The following is a 20,391-nucleotide window of genomic DNA, read 5'->3' as shown; positions in this document are numbered from 1 at the left end:
AGGAGTATTTTTTGGCGTATGCTGTCTTTCGCTACCAAACAGCATAAACGATCAGCCGGGCGGCTTTTTGTGCGCTACGAGCAGCATATTGGCGGGGTGATTACCATAACGACACCACCGCTGAGCTTTTGCCAAACGATCAGCCGCCCTCGCTGCTACGCGCCGCGTCGGCGTGCTGATCGGCCAGCTACCAGGGCAGCTGGCCGTGCTCGTCAAAGAAGCCGCCGGATGGCCCATCGGCTGCTAGGGTCGCGAGCCGCGCGGGTATGGCCGCGCCCTGCTCGACCGTGCGGACGCCGCCGGGCGACATGTCGGCGAGCACATAGCCGGGGTTCACGGCATTGACCTTGATGCTGGTGCCGCGCAGCTCGGTGTCGAAGTGGACGGTGATGGCGTTCACCGCCGACTTGGATGAGTTGTAGGCCAGGGTGTTCCACTCGGGCCGCCAGTCGGGCTGGCTGGTCAGCGTCAGCGAGCCAGCGCCTGCGGACATGTTGACGAGCTACGCCGCCGGGGCGCGGCGCAGCAGCGGCAGCATGGCCTGTGTCACGGCTGCCAGGTCAAACCCATTGGTCTCGTAGGTGCGGCGCAGGGTGTCGATGGCCAGCTGGCGGGCGATCTCGAAGCCGATGCCCCTGTTCGCTCCTGTGATCAGCGCGACCTTTGCGATGGCGGTCATCGTCCCTGGCCTCCTTGTGCGGATCGTTGGGCTAGTATGGAAACCGCATACGAGAGCTACACCGCCGCTACCCCATCGATTCTAGGCGGGCGAAGCTGGCCAGCAGCCGCTTCACGCCCTTGCCGTCGAAGGCCACCGTCACCTCCTCATCGCCCTCCACCAGCTTCGAGCTAACCACCACGCCATCGCCAAAGGTGGCGTGGCGCACCTTCTGCCCGGCGAAGAACGCCGCCACGGTCGGCCCCTGCGGCTTGGGCGGGGGCTGGCGCTGCTGGCTGGCCGCCGTCAGGCGGGTGCGCGCCGCCCGCGCGGTGCTGCCCGCGCCCAGGCCGCTGCGCTGGGTGAACATGGACGACTGCTGGGCCTCGGCGAAGCTGCGCTTGGGCAGCTGGCGCACCTTGTCCTTGGGGATGTCGGCCAAAAAGCGCGAGGGCTGGGCGATGTTGGTGCGCCCGTAGGTGGTGCGCTTGAAGGCGTAGTAGAGGTAGAGATGCTGCTTGGCCCGCGTCGCGCCCACGTAGAACAGGCGGCGCTCCTCCTCGAGCGCGCTGCGGTCATCCAGCGAGCGCGAGTGGGGCAGCAGCCCCTCTTCCAGGCCTATCAGGAACACCACGGGGAACTCCAGGCCCTTGGCCTGGTGCAGCGTGATGCAGGTGATCGCGTCGCGGTCCTCCTTCACGTCGTCGATATCGGAGACCAGCGCGACCTCCTCTAGGAAGGTGGCCAGCTGGGCCTCGATCGGCATGTTCTCGTAGTTCTTGGCCACGCTCTGCAGCTCAAGCACGTTGTTCCAGCGGTCTGCGCCCTCCTCCTCGCCATACTCGCGCAGCAGCGCCTGCTCGAAGCCCACGCGCTGCAGCATGAAGGCCAGCATGTCGGGCAGGCTCTGCTGGTGGCGGGCGGCGATCAGCTCCTCGATCAGGCCCAGGAAGTCGAGCAGCAGGCCCTTGATGCGGGCGGCGAAGGGCGCAGGGGCCACGCTCGGGTCGGGCATGTGGCCGGGCTGCTCCAGCTCGGCCAGATAGCGCAGCGCCTCGTAGAGCGGCACGCCCAGCTGGGCCGCCCAGCGCACCAGGTCGTCCTCGGAGCGCTGGCCGATGCCGCGCGCGGGCCAGTTGATGATGCGGGCCAGGCTCACGCTGTCGAAGGGGTTGTAGGACACGCGCAGGTAGGCCAGTGCGTCCTTCACCTCCTTGCGCTCGTAGAACCGCGTGCCGCCCACGATCACATAGCGCAGCCCCTGGGCGATCAGTGCCTCCTCGACCGCGCGCGACTGGGCGTTGGTGCGGTAGAGCACCGCCATGCTGCCGGGCGCGTAGGTGCCGCTGGCCACCAGGCGTGCGGCCTCGCTGCCCACCAGCTGGGCCTCCTCATCCTGGTCGTAGCCCTCTTGGATGGAGACCACCGTGCCCTCGCCGTTCTGGGTCCACAGGTGCTTGTCGCGCAGGCGCTTGGGGCTGCGGTTGATCACGGCCTGGGCCACATCCAGAATGGCCTGGGTGCTGCGGTAGTTCTGCTCCAGCAGCACCACCTGGGCGCTGGGGTAGTCGTCCTCAAACGACTGGATGTTACGGATGTCGGCCCCGCGGAAGGCGTAGATGCTCTGGTCCTCGTCGCCCACCACGAACAGGTTGTGGCGCAGCGCCGAGAGCTGCTTGAGCAGCATGTACTGCACCTTGTTGGTGTCCTGGTACTCGTCGGCCAGGATGTGGCTGTAGCGCTGGTGGTACTTGGCCAGCACGTCGGGGTGCTCCTCGAACAGGCGAACGGTCTGCACCAGCAGGTCGTCGAAGTCGAAGGCGTTGGCCTCCAGCAGCTTGCGCTGGTACTGGGTGAAGCAGCGCGCCGCGATCTGCTCGTTGTAGCTGCGGGCGCTGGCCGCGAAGGCCTGCTCGTCGATATACTCGTTCTTCGCGCCCGAGATGGCCGAGAGGATGGCGCGCGGCGAGAACTTTTTCTCGTCGATATTCAGCTCGCGCAGCACCTGCTTCATCAGGCGCTGCTGGTCGTCGCTGTCGTAGATCGCGAAGTCGCGCGCGCGGCCCAGGTGGCCGATGTCGCGGCGCAGGAAGCGCACGCAGATGCTGTGGAAGGTGCCCACCGTCAGGTCGGCGGCGCGGCCACCGCCCAGCAGCGCGTCGAGCCGCTCGCGCATCTCGCGGGCGGCCTTGTTGGTGAAGGTGACGGAGAGGAGGTTGAGCGGGTCGATGCCGCACGCTTCGATCAGGTAGGCGATGCGGTGGGTGAGGACGCGAGTCTTGCCGCTGCCCGGCCCTGCGAGCACCAGCACTGGCCCATCGGTCGCCTCCACCGCGGTGCGCTGGGCGGGGTTCAGGCCGTGCAGCAACGCTGAGCTCATGGGTGTTTCCTTTATCATGTCGAACAACTGTGTGTATAGTAGCGGCCACCTAGGGCTGTGTCAAGCACAGGGCTGCATTTTTTACCACCAAGGCACGACGGCGCGAGATTAGATCCGAGAGCCGTGTACCACCAAGGGCCTAAGGAACAAAAGTGGGCGAAGAACTATGAGGACGCGAGGACGCGAAGGGTGTAGGGGAATGGGAATGGGGATCAAGAGTCACTATCCCCCCCATCCCATGCGGCGAAGGTGCTGCCGATGTTTTGATGGCCCTATGCGCTAACATCAGATGCCTGATTTCAGTATAGGAGTGCTCCAAATTGGGGTGCCGGGGGGTATTGACCCTCGCGGGGATCCAAGGGCGCGGAGCCCGTGGTGCCGCCCGCACAGGGCATGCACCACCAGCCAAAAATAACTGCTAGCGACGAAGGTGCACCCTGACCGAATTAACGGTAGCGGGCCACTTCATCGAACATGCCTTGGAACACCTGAATAAAGAGACACCATGTGAGGATTACAACCCCACATGGTGTCTCTTTTTCCATCGGCGCTGGGCTTTTTTCTATAAGCGATGGCAGCCGTATGTGTTCAGTGGGTGGATGCCCTGCGCGGGCAGCGCCTAGGGGCCAGCCCCTAGGAATCCCGCGAGGGGGTGTCACCCCCTTCGAAACCTCCAATTTGAGTCGTTCCTATGCTGTTTTCCTGGCGGCTGGTGTTCGTGCATATGGCCAGTTTGCGTGAGCGGCACCTTCGCCGCATGGGCCGGGTGGGTAAGGTTTCCCAATCTGGCGTGCCGTGCATGGCTTGGTACTCCATCTTTTGTCATTTGCCGCATCCGAATGCCCTATGCGAGAAAATGACACCATGTGAGGGCGATGCCCCTCACATGGTGTCACTTTTGTAGGCGAGGCTTCTGAATGCGACAAAGCGAACAAGCTGGCGTGCCAGACCATACACAAAGGATCACATCTTCTAAAAGCGCTCCCTACACCTCATTCGCGCTAACCCATGATCGCGGCATACCAGCCCTCCTTTCCCATGCGGCGAAGGTGCCGGTGATGTTTTGCTGGCCCTATGCACGAACATGAGCTGCTTGATTTCGGCAGAGGAATACTACAAATTGGGGTTCCAAGGGCGCGGAGCCCGTGGTGGGGTTCCAAGGGCGCGGAGCCCGTGGTGCCGCCCGCACAGGGCATCCACCACCATCCAAGAATACCCACTATTCCACGAACGCCCACCCAAGCCAAACGGCCGTTTCGCTAAAACGGCCTCGGAACACCCGATAAAGTGACACCTATTGAGGGGCTACGCCCCCGGCGGGGTTTCTAGGGCGCGGAGCGCACAGGGCATGCACCACCGATGAAGAACCACCATCCGTATCGAAGCCGCAGCCGGGTCATCCCGACCGTAGGCAATGCTGCAAGCATTGCCTACGGTCGGGATGACCCCAAATAACGCGGAAATATCCCCAAAAGCGACACCATGTGAGGGCGAAGCCCCCTCGTGGGGTTCACAGGAGCATGCCCCAGGTGCCGCCCACGCAGGGCATCCACCCACCATGCCAGAACTACCGCCACTGACTACGCTGGGCCGGTCGGTCTAGCACCACGCGCCGCCCTGCTCCTGAACAGGTTTACCTAACAGACGCCCCCGATTATATCCACTTGTTGCCATTCTGTACGCCTCCTGCATCGTTTTCGCACGTATCTTTCTGGCGCTACTACCTACAATCCTAGATACAATACTGTCGCAACTGCTGTGCGCGAGGAGCACCAATTCATGGAGGCTATTCTCACCACAATGGATTGCCTGACGGCGATCTTGACCGGTGCGTTGGGGATGGGCCTGATCGCCGCCGTGTGGCGCGATCGGGCGCACCAGACATACTGGCAGTGTATGATCGCAGGCACCCTGATTGTCGCCTATGCCTTTCGGCAGCTGGCCGATGCGCTGTCGGGTATGATGCTCTGTCTATCGGATGATGGTTCAGCCGCCGCGCGCCTGCTCTGGGATACCATGATGCTCCTGCCGCCGATGGCCTACATCCTGTTCTCCTCGCGCCTAGTTCCCCGCGCCGCCACCCTGGGCCTGAGCCTGAGCCACTGGCGGCAGGCCGAGGCGAAGCTCCAGCAGGAGAACGCGCAGCTGGCCGCCACCGTGCGCGCCCTGGAGCTGCGCACCGAGCAGATGCGCTCGATGAACGAGCTGAGCGAGCTGTTCCAGGCGGCTCAGACGCTGGAGGAGATCGGCGCGATCACGCGGCGCATGGCCTGCGACCTGCTGCCAGTGGATGCGGGCGCGATCTATGTGGCCGACACGCCAGGGGCCGAGCCGCAGCTGCTGGTGGCCTGGGGCATGCACGCCGCGCCGGGCGGGCTGCGCGGCGCGCTGGCCTACACCAGCGCGCCGACGGCGCTGGCCCCGCCGCAGCCCAAGGGCTGGCTGCGCGTGCCGCTGCGCTCGCAGGCCGACGTGTGGGGCGCGCTGGTGCTGCACCTGCCCGAGGCCACGCCCGCCGCCCCCGACGACCCGCTGGAGCAGGCCACCGCCTGGCTGGTGCAGGCCCTGGCCGATCAGGCGGCCTTCGCCGTGGCCAACCTGGCCATGCGCACCTCGCTGCGCGAGCAGGCGATGCACGATCCGCTGACCGGCCTGTGCAACCGGCGCTCGATGGAGCTGTTCTTCTCTAGCGAGATCGGCCACGCCGCGCAGCAGCATAGCTCGGTGGGCGTGCTGCTGATCGACATCGACTACTTCAAGCGCATCAATGATACCTACGGGCATCTGGTCGGCGATGACGCGCTGCGGCTGGTGGCCCGCGCCCTCAAGGATTCGAGCCGCCGGAGCGACGTGGTCTGCCGCTACGGCGGCGAGGAGTTTGTGGTCATCCTGCCCGACGTGAGCGCGCCGGTGCTGGCCGCCCGCGCCGAGCAGCTGCGCACCGCCATCGCCCAGGTGGCCGAGTGCGGCGAGCTGCCCATCCGCAGCATCACGGCCTCGGTGGGCATCGCGCTCTACCCCCAGCACGGCGACACCACCACCGCCGTGCTGGCCAGCGCCGACGCGGCGCTCTACGCCGCCAAGCAGCGCGGGCGCGACCAGTGGGTGCTGGCCGACTACCCCTGAGCCAGCGAGACTATGCCCGGCGGTAGTAGCGCGCCGCAGGCTGTGTTGAAATTGTCATGTTGTTTCAACGTTGCACGGTGGTAGTAGGGGGCGTCGTATCGCTACAATGGTCGTATTCCAAGAGCATATGCAAGCGCCCTACGGCGACGGGAACGACCATGACACTGCGTAGCGAAGATCCTGAGGCACCGCGTGGTGACGATCAAGAAGATCAGCGCATCCCTTTTGACTCGGCATATGGCGAGGCGCTGCGTTCGCATATTATCGACCTTGAGCAGCAGCTCGCCGATCTGAAGGCCATAGGCGACTATTTCGCGCCCTTCTTCACCCACTCGCTGGCGCTGCTGTGCGTGGTGAACACCGAGGGCGTGTTCAAGCACCTGAACCCGCGCTGGCAGGACACGCTCGGCTACCCGCTGGATGCCATCCGCGCCATGTCGCTGGCCGACCTGCTGCACCCCGACGATCTCGCGCCCGCCATGGCGGGCTTCCAGCAGCTGCTAGAAGGCGAGCTGCCCCAGGTGCAGCTGGTGAACCGCTGCCGCTGCGCCAACGGCAGCTACAAGATGCTGCGCTGGCACGCCTCGTTCGACCCCGCCGTGCAGGCGATCTACGCCAACGCCGAGGACATCACCGTGCAGCACCTGGCCGAGGAGGCCACCCAGCGCCACGCCAGCCTGCTGCAGCTCATCCTCGACAGTATGAGCGACGCCGCCGTGGTGGCCGACGACGAGGGCCACATCCTGCTGATCAACCCGGCGGCGGCGGCCATGTTTGGCGATCAGGGCGGCCTGTTCGTGGCCCGCACATCCGAGGATGCGGGCCTGCTGCTGCCCGATGGCCTAACCCCATGCCCCCCCGATGCCATGCCGCTGGCCCGCGCCATCCGCGGCGAGCCGACCGACAATGTGGAGCTGATCCTGCGCAACCAGCTGGCCCCCCAGGGCCGCTGGCTGGCCATGAGCGGGCGACCGCTGCTGGAGAAGGGCGTGCCGCGCGGCGGCGTGGTGCTGTGCCGCGATGTGACCCAGCGCAAGCTGGCCGAGGACGCCGCGCAGATCTACGAGCAGACGGTCTCGAATATGCTGGTGGCCATGCTGGTGTGCCAGCTGGATGAGCCGGCCAGCCCGGCCTCGCTGCGCCTGATCGCCGCCAACGCCGCCGCGCGCATGTACACTGGCGTGGATGCCCCGGCCCGCCTGGGCGAGCGCATCGCCGACATGTTCCCCGCGCTGGCCACCCCCAGCCTGCTGGCCACCTACGCCGACATCGCGATCAACGGCGGCATGTGCGACCTGGGCGATGTGCCCTATGGCGCGTCGTTCTTCTCGCTGCGGGTGTTTGCGCTGGCCGGGCAGCGCGTGTGCATCTCGTTCGAGGACATCACCGAGCGCAAGTATGCCGAGGAGGCGCTGCGCCAGGCCACCGTGCAGGAGGAGATCATCCGCGCCCAGGCGGCGGCGCTGGCCGAGCTGTCGACCCCGCTCATCCCGCTGAGCGAGCACGTGGTGGTGATGCCGCTGATCGGCACGGTGGACAGCAAGCGCGCCCAGCAGGTGATGGACACGCTGCTGCACGGCATCTCTGAGACCCGCGCACGCACCGCCATCCTGGACATCACCGGCGTGAGCGTGGTGGATACCCAGGTGGCCAACGTGTTTATCAGCGCGGCGCAGGCGGTGAAGCTGCTGGGCGCGCAGGTGTTGCTCACCGGCATCCGCCCCGAGGTGGCCCAGACTCTGATCGGCCTCGGCGTGAACCTGGGCGGGATTGTCACCCACAGCTCGCTGCAGAGCGGTATTGCCATGGCGCTGGGGCGCGGCGGCCTGAGGTAGTCTGGCGATTATTCTTGGGCGGGAGGTTCGAGCCTCTCGCCCCTTTTTTGTGGGGCGCGGCGGGTGGTAGAATAGCGGCGGTGCTCGCTTGCTGGGGGCTGCGATGATCCTTTTTAAACGAAATATCCTCTACGTGTGGTTCGACGCCGATACTATCTCGGTGCGCGCGTCGCACAGCGGGCAGGTGCACACCGAGCGGGCTGCGCTGGCCCTGAGCGCCGAGAACACCGTGGTGGCCGTGGGCGAGTCTGCGGCGCAGGCTGTGGCGCTCAGCCCATCGCTGCGCATATGCACGCCCTTCGCCCACCCGCGCATGCCGGTGAGCAATACCCCCGCCGCTGCTGCTTTGCTGCGCTACTGTATCGCGCACCTCCAGCGGCCCAGGCTGCAGCTGCTGAAGCCGCATATCATCATCCACCCGCTGCGCGCCGCGCTGGATGACCTGACGGATCTGGATCTGCTGTCGTACATCGATCTGGCCCAGAGCGCGGGCGCGCGCAGCGCCCATGTGTGGGTGGGCCGCCCGCTGGGCGAGGAGGAGCAGCGGCTGCTCCAGTTCCCCGCCAGCGCGGGCCGCGCGTTCGATAGAGACACCGCGCAGCGGTTTGTGGCGGAGCGCTAGGCTCTACCTATCCCTTGAGCCTATGCGCTCTACCCTAGAAAGTGCGGCATTCGAACACCTTTTGTGGTAGGGCGCGAATCATTCTTTTTTCCTCTGCTCCCCCTTCGCGTCCTCGCGCCTTTGTGGTGAACGTTCCCCACCTTGGAGCCTTGGTGGTCTATTGTTCTCTCTCCGGCCTTCGTGTCTTCGCGTCTTCGCGGTGAAGAATCGCTACCCCTCTGCCGCCACGCGCTCGGCCAGGGCGCGGATGTAGGCCAGGTTGCCGCGCACGCGCTCGGCCAGCGGCTGCTCGGTCGAGAAGTCCTCGAACGAGAGCCAGCCGTCGTAGCCCACCTGCCGCAGCGCCCGCAGCAGCGCCGCGAAATCCACCGCGCCGCTGGTGATGCCCGCCCAGCCCGGCTGCCACTCGGCGCTGCCGTCGGCGCGCCGACCCACCTGCCGCCACGCCGCATTCTTCAGGTGGACGTGGGCCAGGTGCGGCCCCAGCTGCTCCAGCCCCAGCCGGTAGTGCTCGTAGCCCTCGTAGACCATGTTGCCCGCGTCGTGGATGACGCCGACCTCTCGCGGGTCGAAGGGGGCCAGGAACAGGGCGGCGGCGCTGGCGCTGGGCACCAGGTTGCCCATGTGGATCTCGATCAGGGCGCGCAGCCCGTAGCGCCGCGCCATGGCGGCCACCTCGCGGTACTGGGCCTGGGCGCGGTCGCGCTGTTTGACGTAGCTCTCCTTCGGGTCGAAGGCGGGCACGTTGATGCGCAGCTGCCCGACCCCCAGCGCCGCCGCGCCGCGCATGGCCAGGTCCACCGCCTCGGGCTGGGCGCACGAGGCGTAGGTGCCCAGGCTGGGCATGGCCAGCCCCGCGCCCTCGGCGATCTGGCGGATGCGCGGCGCATCCTCCACCAGCGTGGCCAGCGGCCAGGTGCAGCGGTTGCCCGCCCAGAAGCCCGGCTGCTCCGCCGGGGCCTGGTCGATCACGCGCCACTCGATGCCGTCGTACCCGGCCTCGGCTAGGGCGGTGGCCCCCTGCTCGGGCGTGTAGTCCGGCAGGCTCACGGTGAAGATGGCGTATCTCATAGGTGTGCCTCGGTTCTATTCGGCAGGCGAGATATCGCGCCTACCCTCGATTGCTCGTTATAAAGTGTTGGATGAAGACGTGCGGGCGTTGGATGAAGGCTTGTGCACGTTGGATGAAGGCTTGTGCACGTTGGATGAAGGCTTGTGCACGTTGGATGAAGGCTTGCGCACGTTGGATGAAGGCTTGCGCACGTTGGATGAAGGCTTGCGCACGTTGGATGAAGGCTTGCGCACGTTGGATGAAGGCTTGCGCACGTTGGATGAAGGCTTGCGCTCGTTGTTGGCACATCGCCCACATCGCAGCATGCGATGCGGGCGATGTGGGCGGACACAAGATCCGCCCCTACATCGTTGATTGGCGCTGCGATCATTGGGTTCGCTGTTGGCCGGACATAATGCCCGCCCACCGCCCGCTGAACACACCAATGCCCTGTCTCTCCAAATCTTGGAGCCTTGGAGTCTTGGTGGTAAAACGGTTCCCCTTCACGCCTTCGCGTCTTCGTGGTGAACGTTTAACGTGCCAGCAGCCCGCGCAGCGCCCGCGCCGCCACGCGCATGCCCTCCTCGCCGCTGAAGCCGCCGGAGGGGCCAGCGAACTGCAGGTGCGGCTCCAGCGTCAGGTAGCCCTGGTAGCCGCGCTCGCGCAGGGTGGCCAGCAGCTGGGGCAGCTCGCCGTCGCCCTCGCCCGCCGGGGTCACGTAGCCCGTGTCGAGCTTGGCATCTTTGATGTGGATGTGGGTGGTGAACTCGGCCAGCGCGTCCCAGCCCTCGGTCATGGGGCGCACGCCGCACTGCACGAAGTTGGCCGGGTCGAAGGCCATCCGCAGCGCGGGCGACCCCACGCTGGCCAGGATGTCGCGGCAGCGCGCGGGGATGTCGCCGAAGATGCCCTTCTCGTTCTCGTGGAACAGCGTCACGCCCTCGGCGGCGGCGCGGGCGGCCAGCGCGCCCATGCGCGCCACCACCTCGTCGCGGCTGGCGGCGGGGTCGGCCTCATCCACATAGTACGAGAACACGCGGATGTTGCGCGTGCCTAGCGCGTCGCAGGCGCGGATGGCCTGCTCCAGCCGCCCCAGCTCGAAGGCCGCATCCTGCGCGATCGGCGACTTGCCGATCGGGCTGCCCACCGCCGAGACCGCGAAGCCGTGGCGGTCGAGCAGCGCGCGCGACTCCCGCAGCTGGTCGGCGGTCAGGTCCAGCACGTTGATGCCCCAGGCGCTGCGCAGCTCGATGGCCCGGATGTCCTCCGAGGCCAGCACGCGCAGCTGGGTCTCTAGGTCGGCGTCGATCTCATCGCCAAAGGCGCTGATGGTGAACCGATGATCTGCCATGGTGCCCTTCCTTTCTATGCGGTTCGCTAGGCGCTGCGAAGCTGCGTGAGCAGCTGGTGGTACTCGTCGCGGTCGACCGGCAGGCGGATGGCGCGCTCGGTGTGGCTAGAGAGGATGATGGCGTTGGCCAGCTCCAGCGACATCATGGCCTGCTGGCCATCGGCGCGCGGCGCGCTGCCGGTGAGGATGGCGCGGCGCAGGTCGTGGTGCACAGCCACATGGTCGCCATGGCCGCCCGCCGGGATGGCCTGCGCGCCCTGCCCTGGGCTGAGGCTGAAGTGCTCGGTGGTGGCCTGAGGCGCGGCCCACAGCTCGGGCGAGCTGGCGCGGAACACGCTCTGCGGCTGCTCGTAGCGCGTCACGCTCACGCCGTCGCCGCTCAGCTCTAGGCTGGCCTTGTCGCCGAAGATCTGCAGGATCTCTTTGCCGGTCTCCACCGTGCTGCCGTAGAGGTAGCCGGGCGCGCCGTTGGCAAATTCCAGCATAGCCTGGGCGGTGTCCTCGCACTCGATGGCGTGGGCGCGGGTGCTGGCGATGCCCCAGACCTTGGTAGGCATGCCCGCCAGGTGGCACAGCAGGTCGAGGTTGTGGGGGGCTTGGTTCAGCAGCACGCCGCCGCCCTCGCCCTTCCAGGTGCCGCGCCAGCCCGCCGAGCGGTAGTAGGTGGCCGTGCGGAACCACGGTGCGACCATCAGCACGCGCACCAGCTCGCCCAGCTCGCCGCCCTCGATGAATCGCTTCATGAACTCGATCTGGGGCCGGAAGCGCTGCTGGAAGTTGACCGCCAGGATCTTGCCCGCCGCGCGGGCGGCGGCCACCATCGCGTCGCCCTCGGCTGGCTCCACCGCCATGGGCTTCTCGGCCAGCACGTGCGCGCCCGCCCGCAGGCAGTCGATGGCGATGGCCGCGTGCGAGGGGTGGGGCGTGCAGATCACGGCCACGTCGGGGCGGAACTCGGCCAGCATAGGCTGGTGGTCGCGGAAGAAGGCGCAGCCGAGCTGGGCGGCCCGCTCGCTGCCCTTCTGCTCGTCTAGGTCGCTGATCGCCACGATCTGCGCGCCGGGGGTCTGCGCCAGGGCCTGGATGTGGGTCTGGGCGATGCCGCCCGCCCCGCCGACGATCACATAGCGAAGTAGCTCTCCGTAGTCGGTGGTCATAGGCTCTTTGCTCCTTTGCAATTCCGTATTTCAACACGTGTGTGTGCGCGATACCGACAGTTTTTTGCTAGGCACCGCCGCACGACTCGCGCACGTGCAGGGTGAAGCCCAGCGTGATGTGCTGGGCGCAGGGCTGCTCGCCGCCCGCCACCCAGCCCAGCAGCGTGCGGGCGGCGATGCGGCCCGCCTCGGCCACCGGCAGCGAGAGGCTGGTGAGCGCGGGGTAGGTGTAGGCGGCCTGGGGCGGGTCGTCCACGCTCACGATCGCCAGATCGGCGGGGATGCGCGCGCCCGCCTCGTGCAGGGCCTTGAGCGCGGCGGTGGCCATGGTGAAGTTGCTGGCGAACAGCGCGGTGGGGCGCTGGCCCTCGGCCCAGGGGCGGGCCAGGAACTGGCGCACGGCCTGGTAGCTCTGGGCCGCGCTGTAGCCGCCGTCGATCACCCACTCGGGCGGCGGGCGGATGCCGCGCTCGGCCAGGGCCTGGAGCCAGCCCGCGTGGCGCTCGGTGGCGCTGCGCGGGGCCTCGGGGCCGCCCAGCGGCCCGGCCAGCGTGGCGATGCGGGTGTGGCCCAGGCCCAGCAGGTGCTCGGTGGCGGTCACGCCTGCGCCGTGGTCATCTAGCAGCACCTGGCTGATCGCGCGGTCGCGCAGGTGGCGGTTGATCACCACCAGGGGCATGCCGTCCTCGCGCAGCTGGCTGAGGTGCGGGCTGGGGTGGGGCTGCGAGTAGAGCAGGAAGATGCAGCCGGCCACCTGCTGGGCGCGCATGGTCTGGATGGCCTGCTGCTCGGCCTCGATGGTGGGCGCGCTGGTGAGGATGATCTGGAACCCGGCGGCGCTGGCCGCCTCCTCCACGCCCTGCATCACCTCGGCGTGCACCGAGTTCACGATGTCGCTGACCACCAGGCCGATGGTGGCGGTGCGCCGCCGCGCCATGCTGCGGGCGATGGCGCTGGGGCGGTAGTCGAGCGCGCGCATCACGGCCAGCACGCGCTCGCGGGTTTCGGCCCCCACGCGCTGGGTGTTGCCGTTCAGCACATGCGAGACGGTGCCGACCGAGACCTTGGCGGCTTTGGCGATGTCGGTGATGGTGGCGCGCTTGCTCATCGTGGCTGCTCTCCGCTAGGTGAAGCGTTTTACCAATACTAGCGACCATGGCCTGATTTGTCAACATGGGGGACGATTTACCACGAAGACACGAAGACGCGAAGTGAGAAGAGAACCGGTTTACCACCAAGACTCCAAGACACCAAGGGGACAACAGCGGACGAATACCACGAAGGGATCGGAGATCGGGGTAGAGAGAACCGTTTTACTACCAAGACGCCAAGACACCAAGGGGACGAAAGAGGATTTCTACCACCAAGACACGAAGGATGGGGAAAAAGGGATCAGGGATCAGAAAACAAGCAAAATAATGCGAATCCTATTCCCTTCCAAACCTTGGAGTCTTGGAGTCTTGGTGGTTAGAAACTTTGTGGTAAACAGTTCCCGCGATGTGGACTTTTCCGACATGGCCAGCAGCGCGTAAAAATCACGGCGGGTTCGATTGACATGGCCTAGCTTTTTGCGTATGCTACCCTGGTAAAACGATTTACTGGAGATGACCATGCTGGGCGTCCTGGCCACCGTGCTGCTGCCGATCATCGTGGTGGTCGCCGCCGGGTACCTGCTGCGCCAGCAGATGCCGATCGACCTGCTCACGCTCAACCGCATCACCATGTATGTGCTGAACCCCGCGCTGGTGTTCACCTCGCTGGTGGATGCGCAGGTGAGCGGGGGCGACGCGCTGCGCATGGTGGCGCTCTCGTGCGCGCTGATGGTGTGCCTGGGCCTGATCACCATGGCCTGCGGGCGTGGCCTGGGCCTGCGCGGCGGGCAGCTGAGCGCGCTGCTGCTGGCCTGCCTGTTCATGAATACCGGCAACTTCGGCCTGCCGCTGGCCCACTTCGCGTTTGGCGAGGCTGGCTTCGAGCGGGCCGTGCTGTTCTTCCTGCCGCAGAGCATTCTGTCGCAGACCATCGGCATCGGCGTGGCGGCGGCGGGCGCGAGCGCGGCGGCCAGCGCCCGCGACCACGCGCGCACCGTGGTGCTGCGCGTGCTGCGCATGCCGCAGATCTACGCGGTGGCCCTGGCGCTGCTGGTGCGGGCCAGCGGGCTGCGCATGGCCCAGGCGGGCGGCGCGCTCGGCGGCCTCTACCATGGCGTCGACCTGATGGCCGATGCTGCGCTGCCGCTGATGCTGCTGGTGCTGGGCATGCAGTTGGCCCAGCGCGCCGCCTCGTTCGAGCAGCCCCGCCTCACCGCCCTGGCCGTGGCGATGCGCCTGGTGGTCTCGCCGCTGGTGGCAGCGGGGCTGGCGCTGGCGCTGGGCATGCAGGGCCTCGACATGCGCGTAGGCGTGCTTCAGGCCGCCATGCCCACCGCCGTGAATATGACCTTGATCGCCCTGGAGTTCAACATCCACCCGCCATTTGTGGTTAGCGCGGTGGTTGCCTCGTCGCTGGGCAGCCTGCTGACGCTGGCCGTGATCATCACGATGATGCAGTAGAACGTTTCACCAGAACGTTGGCGCAAGAACAAGGAGGTTTATGATGTCCCAACGATGGAGCCTCTCCCCCGACCGCTGCTTCAGCCCCGAGCCGTCGCGCCGCGCCCTGGCCCGCGAGCTGTACGCCCAGGTGCGCGACCTGCCGATCGTCAGCCCGCACGGCCATGTCGACCCGGCCCTGCTCTCCAGCGCCAGCGCCGGGTTCGGCTCGCCAGCCGACCTGTTTATCATCCCCGACCACTACGTGTTCCGCATGCTCTACAGCCAGGGCATCGCGCTGGATGCGCTGGGCGTGCCCCGCGCCGATGGCACGCCCAGCCAGGCCGATCACCGCCAGATCTGGCAGCACTTCGCCGAGAACTTCGCGCTGTTTCGCGGCACGCCCACCGGCCTGTGGCTCGCCGCCGAGCTGACCGAGGTGTTTGGCATTGAGGAGAAGCCCAGCGGCGAGAACGCCCAGCGCCTGTACGACCAGATCGCCGCCAAGCTGGCCCGGCCCGAGTTCCAGCCGCGCGCCCTGTTCAAGCGCTTCGGCATCGAGGTGCTCTGCACCACCGACGCCGCCACCGACACGCTCGACCACCATCGCCGCCTGCACACCGAGGGCTGGCAGCAGGTGCGCCCGACCTTCCGCCCCGACGGCGTGGTGAACCTGGACGCCCCCGGCTGGCGCGGCAATATCGACCGGCTGAGCCAGGTGTCGGGCGTGGATGTGGCCAGCTACGCCAGCTTCATCCAGGCGCTAGAGCAGCGGCGGGCCTTCTTCCGCGAGCTGGGGGCCAAGGCCACCGACCACGCCGCGCTGACCGCCTATACCCAGCGCCTAACCGATGTGGAGGCCGAGGCGATCTTCGCGCGCGCCCTGCGCGGCCAGCCCCAGGCCGACGACGCGGCCCGCTTCACCGGCCACATGCTGATCGAGCTGGCCCGCATGAGCGCCGAGGATGGCCTGGTGATGCAGCTGCACGTGGGCAGCGCGCGCAACCACAACGCGGCGGTGTTCGAGCGCTTCGGGCTGGACAAGGGCGCGGACATCCCGCTGGCCACCGAGTGGACTCGCGCGCTCCAGCCCCTGCTGAACGCCTACGGCAACGACCCGCGCCTGCGCCTCATCCTCTTCACCCTGGATGAGAGCAGCTACAGCCGCGAGCTCGCGCCGATCGCCGGGCACTACCCCGCCGTGCTGCTCGGCCCGCCCTGGTGGTTCTTCGACAGCGTGAACGGCATGCGGCGCTACTTCGACAGCGTGCTGGAGACGGCGGGCCTGTTCAACACCGCTGGCTTCAACGACGACACGCGGGCCTTCGCATCCATCCCCGCCCGCCACGATGTCTGGCGGCGCGTCAGCTGCGACTGGCTGGCCGGGCTGGCGCTGGAGGGCCAGATCGACGAGGACGACGCCCACGCCATGGCTCGGCTGATGGCGGTGGATCTGGCCAGGCGCGCCTATCGGCTCGATGCGTGACAATTCTGAGCGACTCTTGTCACACTTTTGCAAAGGAGTGCGCACATCCGCTCGGTATAATTTTGGGGTGAGATGTCTGTATGGCAGGCTGAAGGTTTGGCGCTTGCCAATGCGCCAGCCCCAAAAGGAACCAGCTGATGAGCGCACCACTCCAACGTGTGATGATGGTTGAAGATGAGCCAGATATCCAGACCATCGCGCAGATGGCGCTTGAGGTGCTTGGCCAGTTCACTGTCGAGATCTGCAGCTCGGGGCCAGAGGCCCTGGCGAAGGCACCGATCTTCCACCCCGACATCATCCTGCTGGATGTGATGATGCCGATGATGGATGGCCCGACCACGCTCAGCGAGCTGCGCGCCAACCCGGCGACGGCGGGCATCCCGGTGATCTTTATGACCGCCAAGGTCCAGTCGCACGAGATCGCCCAGTATCAGGCGATGGGCGCGCTGGATGTGATCAGCAAGCCATTCGACCCCATGCGGCTGCCCGCCAACATCCGCGAGATCTGGGCGCGCAGCTGCACATAAGCGAATCTTTCTGCCGGGGGGACCGAGCGGCCACATGCCTACGGGCGTGTGGCCGCTCGGTTTATGGCGTGGTGAAGAGGTCGGCGGTGCCTCGGTAGGTCTGCTGGTTGAAGGGGGCCAGGCTATCCACCACCTGCTGCAGCTCCTCGTAGCTGAAGCCAAACGACTCGATGATGGTGACGTGCTGCTGCGACCGCTGGCCGGTGTTCCACACCACCTGCGTGCCATAGTGTTGGTGCAGGCCGGGCTTGATCGCGATCAGCGCGCTGTCGCTGTGGCGGAACTCCATGGGCTGAGATGAGAGGTTGGAGAAGATCATGGCCGCGTCGTCGTCTACGGGCGCTGGGATGCCGGGCAGCATGGGCGTGGATGGATCGTACTGCGAGGAGAGCGCCGCCGCCAGCCAGGCGATGGTGCGGCCAGGGTTGAAGGTGGGGCTGTAGATCACCAGCCGCTTCTGGGGGCCAAGATAGATCGCCGCACGCTTGCCATCGACCTGCTCCACCATCATGGCGCGGTCGACGCCTGCCGGGGGGCTGGCGGGCAGCATCCAGCCCCGCTGGTCATCCTCTCGCACCAGCATCTGCGCCCGCATCTCCACCCAGTCGATCAGGAAGGGGATGGTCGGCACGTATAGATCCGCTATGTTTTCGGCGCGGGCAAACGACCCGGTGCCATTGTAGGCCAGCTGGATGCTGAACAGCGTGGCGGTCTGCTCTTCGGGGATCGGCTCCCCGGCGGTGAGCCGCCACATGGTGCGGCTGGCCAGCTGGCCGTCGCCCTGCGGCGTCAGCTCGCGGATCTCGCGCAGCCGCCCGCTGGCCTCGTCGATAGCCAGCAGGATGGTGACGGTGGGCGGGTGCTCCTGGGGCATGCTCAGGCTGGTGGGGCAGGCCGCCTCGAAGCCGATGATGATCTGCTCGCTGCCGTCGGCGCCGCGCTGGCGGCCCCAGCTGCGCAGCGACTTGGCTTGCAGCCCCAGCTCAAGGTAGCGCTGGGCCAAGCCCCACGCGCCATCGGCCAGCCGGGCCTGCAGGAACGGGCCGCGCTGGGCCTCGGGCAGCTTGAACTGAATGTTGGGCGTGTCGGCGGGGTAGAGCAGGCCGTAGATCGACTGCCCGTAGGTGGGCGTGGCGCTGTACCAGGTGTCCTCGCCGCGCGCCAGCAGCAGCTCGTAGGGCGCGCCGCCAGCCGCGTGGGTCAGCTGGGCGCGGTAGCGCTGCTCGCCCTGGTCGAGCCAGAGATCGCCGACCAGATTGGCGTAGAGCTTGTCGCTGAAATCCCAGCGCATCTCGTAGCGGCTATGCCACGTGGGCTGGCCCTCGGGCGCGGTGTAGAGCGTGGCGCGGGCCTGCTCGATCAGCTGGCGCGGGGTGATGCTGGTGCTGCCCATGGCCTGCTGCTGCGGCCTGGGCAGGATGAGCGCGGCCATCAGGCCCAGCACGGCCAGCAGCAGCAGGCCCTGCATCACGATCGGCTGGCGCAGCAGCTGGGCGGCCCTGGCCGCGCGCGGCGCGGGCGCGATGATCGCCTGGATCTGCTCGGCCAGGCGGGCGGGCATGGGCGTGCCGCGCATGGCTCGGCGCATGGCCTGCTCGGCCAGCGCGCGCACCTGGCCGATGGCCTGCTCGGCGGCGCGGCAGCTGGCGCAGCTGGCCAGGTGGCCGCGTATGTGGGCGTTGAACGAGGTGTCGGTGCGGGCGGCCAGGGTGCGGCGCACCAGCTGGCATGTCTCGGGGGCGGCATCCAGCTGGCGCAGCGGCTCGGGCAGATCGGGCAGCGCCGCCGGGGCGACGGCCAGCAGCGCGCTGGCGAGCGCCTGCTCGGCGCGCTGCCGGTCGCCCCCGAACAGCGCGGCCACCTGGGCGGGCTGGTAGTCGTAGCGCAGCGCCATGTCGAGCGCCAGCCGCTGGGCGGCGGGCAGCGCCGCCAGCGCGGCCAGCGGCGGGGCCGGGCTGGCGGCCCAGGGGCCGCCGGGTGCGGCGCTGGCCTCGGCCTCGGGCAGGGCGGCCAGCAGCGCCGCGAGCGCCCCTGGCAGATCGAGCTGGGCGGGCGGCGCGGCGGCCAGCGAGCGCGCGGCGCGCAGCAGCAGCGCCTCGGCCCGCCGGGGGCTGGGGGCGAGCAGCAGCGCGGCCTGGTAGAGCTCGTCGCCGTAGGTGCTGAATGCCTGGGTCAGGGTGCTCTGCTCGCTCACGGTAGCGCTTTCTCCGCTGTAGATGCTAGCCTAGTGCGCCGACTCGACCTCGGCCAGCGGCATGATCGGCACGCGCTGGTCGAGCTGCTGCAGGATGTGCTCGTAGGCCTCGATCGACGCGGCGGGGTCGAACACCTGGCGGGCCTTCTCCCAGCGGGTCTTGTAGACGGTCGGGTCGGAGACCATGTGGATCAGGCCCTCGGCCAGGGCCTGCGGGTCGAGCGGCGGCACCAGCTTGCCCATCCCGGTCACCTGCACGGCCTCGCGTGCGCCGGGGATGTCGGTGGTGACGCTGGGCGTGCCGCAGACCATGGCCTCGATCTGCACGCTCGGGAAGCAGTCGGTGCGCGAGGGCAGCGCGAAGATGTCGCACATGGCGTAGAAGTTGGCCAGATCCTGCGGGCTGTGCAGCAGCCCCAGTGGGGTGAGGATGTCCTTGTTGGCCTCGATCATGGGGTGGCAGGACTCGTAGAACTTCTCGTACACCACGTTGATCTCGCCCGCGAACACGAAGTGCACATCGGGCACGGCCTGCTTGACCAGCGGCATGGCCTGGAGCAGGATGTCGAAGCCCTTCTCCTCGACGAAGCGGCCCGCGAAGCCGATGATCTTCTTGTCCTCGATCCCTAGATCGCGCTTCTTCTGCACGATCGCCTCAAGATCTGGCTCGGGCAGGATGACAGGCGGGTAGATCGCGCCCAGCTTGTGCTTGAACTGCTGCAGGAAGGTCGAGTGGCGGCCATAGTCGGCGTTGTGCACCACCACATAGTTGGAGACATGCAGGCCCAGCGAGAGCACGCGCACGCCCTGCTGGATGATCTGGTTCTTGAAGCCCTTGGGCATCACCACATCGCCCTGGTGGGTGACAAGCGAGGGCTTGCTGAACAGCCGCCCCAGCGCGGTGAGGATGATCGTCTCGGGCATGGGGGTGTGGATGTGGATGACGTCGGTCTCGCGCACCAGCTGGGCGGCGATGATCGGGAAGAGCGGCATGATCACGCCCCGGCTGAAGCGCCCGGCGATCGGCACGCGCACCACGCGCACGTTGTTGATCGTCTCCTGGATGGGCAGGTAGGACTCGTGCTGGGATGCCAGGACCGTGACCGAGTGGCCGCGCTGGGCCAGGCCCTCGGCGATGCGTTTGGCGTAGGCGGTCAGGCCCGTCCAGTGTGGGTAGTAGTAGTCGAGCGCGACAAGTATCCGCATGGGTCTTACCCTTTCATTGTGTGGGGTGCGAAGGATGGCGCGGGAGCTGCAAATATATCGTTTACTCTTTTTCGCCGAGCTAGCCCTGGTTTATATCGCCGCAGCGGCTTGGAATCTTGAATCGTGCTGCTGGCGCTGGCAGCCGTATGATACTATGAAGGTCGCCAAAGCGCTATAGGTATCGAGGTACTACATCACCAAGATTCCAGGCCCTCAGGGGCAAGAAAGCCAGATCGCCACGCCGCGCAGGGGAAAACGGTCGGAAAA

The 20,391-nt window shown here is 67.1% G+C and carries 15 protein-coding genes; 7 read left to right on the top strand and 8 right to left on the bottom strand.

Annotated elements, in window-relative coordinates; genetic code table 11:
- Positions 1-187 precede the first annotated feature (187 nt).
- Positions 188-493: an SDR family NAD(P)-dependent oxidoreductase gene (locus F8S13_05375; protein ID KAB8144311.1), complete on the bottom strand. Its 306-nt coding sequence runs from the start codon at positions 491-493 to the stop codon at positions 188-190.
- Between the two features lie 253 nt (positions 494-746).
- Entirely contained in the window at positions 747-3,038 is a 2,292-nt protein-coding gene (locus tag F8S13_05370; protein ID KAB8144310.1) for an AAA family ATPase, read from the bottom strand.
- Between the two features lie 1,779 nt (positions 3,039-4,817).
- Between F8S13_05370 and F8S13_05365 the strand changes: the two genes are divergently transcribed.
- From F8S13_05365 to F8S13_05355, 3 genes are all read left to right on the top strand, one after another.
- Positions 4,818-6,164, top strand: a complete 1,347-nt coding sequence (locus F8S13_05365) for a sensor domain-containing diguanylate cyclase (GenBank protein ID KAB8144309.1) — start codon at positions 4,818-4,820, stop codon at positions 6,162-6,164.
- Positions 6,165-6,220: 56 nt separating this feature from the next.
- Positions 6,221-7,999 (top strand): PAS domain-containing protein, encoded by a 1,779-nt coding sequence (locus F8S13_05360; protein KAB8144308.1) that lies wholly within the window; start codon positions 6,221-6,223, stop codon positions 7,997-7,999.
- Positions 8,000-8,102: 103 nt separating this feature from the next.
- On the top strand, positions 8,103-8,621 hold the full coding sequence (locus tag F8S13_05355) for a hypothetical protein (GenBank protein ID KAB8144307.1): 519 nt from the start codon (positions 8,103-8,105) through the stop codon (positions 8,619-8,621).
- A gap of 210 nt (positions 8,622-8,831) precedes the next feature.
- Here F8S13_05355 and F8S13_05350 read toward each other — a convergent pair whose 3' ends face one another.
- Positions 8,832-9,692 carry a sugar phosphate isomerase/epimerase gene (locus F8S13_05350; protein KAB8144306.1) on the bottom strand — a complete coding sequence of 287 codons (861 nt, stop codon included), beginning with the start codon at positions 9,690-9,692 and terminating at the stop codon, positions 8,832-8,834.
- A gap of 64 nt (positions 9,693-9,756) precedes the next feature.
- Between F8S13_05350 and F8S13_05345 the strand changes: the two genes are divergently transcribed.
- Positions 9,757-10,047 (top strand): hypothetical protein, encoded by a 291-nt coding sequence (locus tag F8S13_05345; GenBank protein KAB8144670.1) that lies wholly within the window; start codon positions 9,757-9,759, stop codon positions 10,045-10,047.
- Positions 10,048-10,204: 157 nt separating this feature from the next.
- Here F8S13_05345 and F8S13_05340 read toward each other — a convergent pair whose 3' ends face one another.
- The 3 genes from F8S13_05340 to F8S13_05330 form a co-directional block, all read right to left on the bottom strand.
- The gene (locus tag F8S13_05340) at positions 10,205-11,023 is read right to left on the bottom strand and encodes a sugar phosphate isomerase/epimerase (protein ID KAB8144305.1); all 819 of its coding nucleotides are present in this window, start codon (positions 11,021-11,023) and stop codon (positions 10,205-10,207) included.
- A 26-nt stretch (positions 11,024-11,049) separates the two neighbouring features.
- The gene (locus F8S13_05335) at positions 11,050-12,180 is read right to left on the bottom strand and encodes a Gfo/Idh/MocA family oxidoreductase (protein ID KAB8144304.1); all 1,131 of its coding nucleotides are present in this window, start codon (positions 12,178-12,180) and stop codon (positions 11,050-11,052) included.
- Positions 12,181-12,247: 67 nt separating this feature from the next.
- Complete coding sequence (locus F8S13_05330) at positions 12,248-13,288, bottom strand: LacI family transcriptional regulator (GenBank protein ID KAB8144303.1); 1,041 nt, start codon at positions 13,286-13,288, stop codon at positions 12,248-12,250.
- A 502-nt stretch (positions 13,289-13,790) separates the two neighbouring features.
- Between F8S13_05330 and F8S13_05325 the strand changes: the two genes are divergently transcribed.
- From F8S13_05325 to F8S13_05315, 3 genes are all read left to right on the top strand, one after another.
- On the top strand, positions 13,791-14,732 hold the full coding sequence (locus F8S13_05325) for an AEC family transporter (protein KAB8144302.1): 942 nt from the start codon (positions 13,791-13,793) through the stop codon (positions 14,730-14,732).
- 43 nt (positions 14,733-14,775) lie between these two features.
- On the top strand, positions 14,776-16,197 hold the full coding sequence (gene uxaC / locus F8S13_05320; protein ID KAB8144301.1) for a glucuronate isomerase: 1,422 nt from the start codon (positions 14,776-14,778) through the stop codon (positions 16,195-16,197).
- A gap of 137 nt (positions 16,198-16,334) precedes the next feature.
- Positions 16,335-16,724 (top strand): response regulator, encoded by a 390-nt coding sequence (locus F8S13_05315; GenBank protein KAB8144300.1) that lies wholly within the window; start codon positions 16,335-16,337, stop codon positions 16,722-16,724.
- 61 nt (positions 16,725-16,785) lie between these two features.
- On the opposite strand, the gene F8S13_05310 is transcribed toward F8S13_05315, so the two are convergent.
- Positions 16,786-18,918: a hypothetical protein gene (locus F8S13_05310; GenBank protein KAB8144299.1), complete on the bottom strand. Its 2,133-nt coding sequence runs from the start codon at positions 18,916-18,918 to the stop codon at positions 16,786-16,788.
- Positions 18,919-18,948: 30 nt separating this feature from the next.
- Positions 18,949-20,124 carry a glycosyltransferase family 4 protein gene (locus F8S13_05305; protein KAB8144298.1) on the bottom strand — a complete coding sequence of 392 codons (1,176 nt, stop codon included), beginning with the start codon at positions 20,122-20,124 and terminating at the stop codon, positions 18,949-18,951.
- Positions 20,125-20,391 lie beyond the last annotated feature (267 nt).

The sequence above is a fragment of the Chloroflexia bacterium SDU3-3 genome, from assembly GCA_009268125.1.
Lineage (GTDB): Bacteria > Chloroflexota > Chloroflexia > Chloroflexales > Roseiflexaceae > SDU3-3.
Note: the sequence above shows the minus strand (reverse complement) of the source record. Positions and strands in the feature narration are given on the sequence as shown.

Bases quoted from the DNA above. Each gene is read 5' to 3' on its own strand.
- F8S13_05375 (KAB8144311.1), bottom strand. From the start codon at position 493: ATGTCCGCAGGCGCTGGCTCGCTGACGCTGACCAGCCAGCCCGACTGG.
- F8S13_05370 (KAB8144310.1), bottom strand. From the start codon at position 3,038: ATGAGCTCAGCGTTGCTGCACGGCCTGAACCCCGCCCAGCGCACCGCG.
- F8S13_05330 (KAB8144303.1), bottom strand. From the start codon at position 13,288: ATGAGCAAGCGCGCCACCATCACCGACATCGCCAAAGCCGCCAAGGTC.
- F8S13_05335 (KAB8144304.1), bottom strand. From the start codon at position 12,180: ATGACCACCGACTACGGAGAGCTACTTCGCTATGTGATCGTCGGCGGG.
- F8S13_05340 (KAB8144305.1), bottom strand. From the start codon at position 11,023: ATGGCAGATCATCGGTTCACCATCAGCGCCTTTGGCGATGAGATCGAC.
- F8S13_05305 (KAB8144298.1), bottom strand. From the start codon at position 20,124: ATGCGGATACTTGTCGCGCTCGACTACTACTACCCACACTGGACGGGC.
- F8S13_05315 (KAB8144300.1), top strand. From the start codon at position 16,335: ATGAGCGCACCACTCCAACGTGTGATGATGGTTGAAGATGAGCCAGAT.
- uxaC (KAB8144301.1), top strand. From the start codon at position 14,776: ATGTCCCAACGATGGAGCCTCTCCCCCGACCGCTGCTTCAGCCCCGAG.
- F8S13_05365 (KAB8144309.1), top strand. From the start codon at position 4,818: ATGGAGGCTATTCTCACCACAATGGATTGCCTGACGGCGATCTTGACC.
- F8S13_05350 (KAB8144306.1), bottom strand. From the start codon at position 9,692: ATGAGATACGCCATCTTCACCGTGAGCCTGCCGGACTACACGCCCGAG.
- F8S13_05360 (KAB8144308.1), top strand. From the start codon at position 6,221: ATGTTGTTTCAACGTTGCACGGTGGTAGTAGGGGGCGTCGTATCGCTA.
- F8S13_05325 (KAB8144302.1), top strand. From the start codon at position 13,791: ATGCTGGGCGTCCTGGCCACCGTGCTGCTGCCGATCATCGTGGTGGTC.
- F8S13_05355 (KAB8144307.1), top strand. From the start codon at position 8,103: ATGATCCTTTTTAAACGAAATATCCTCTACGTGTGGTTCGACGCCGAT.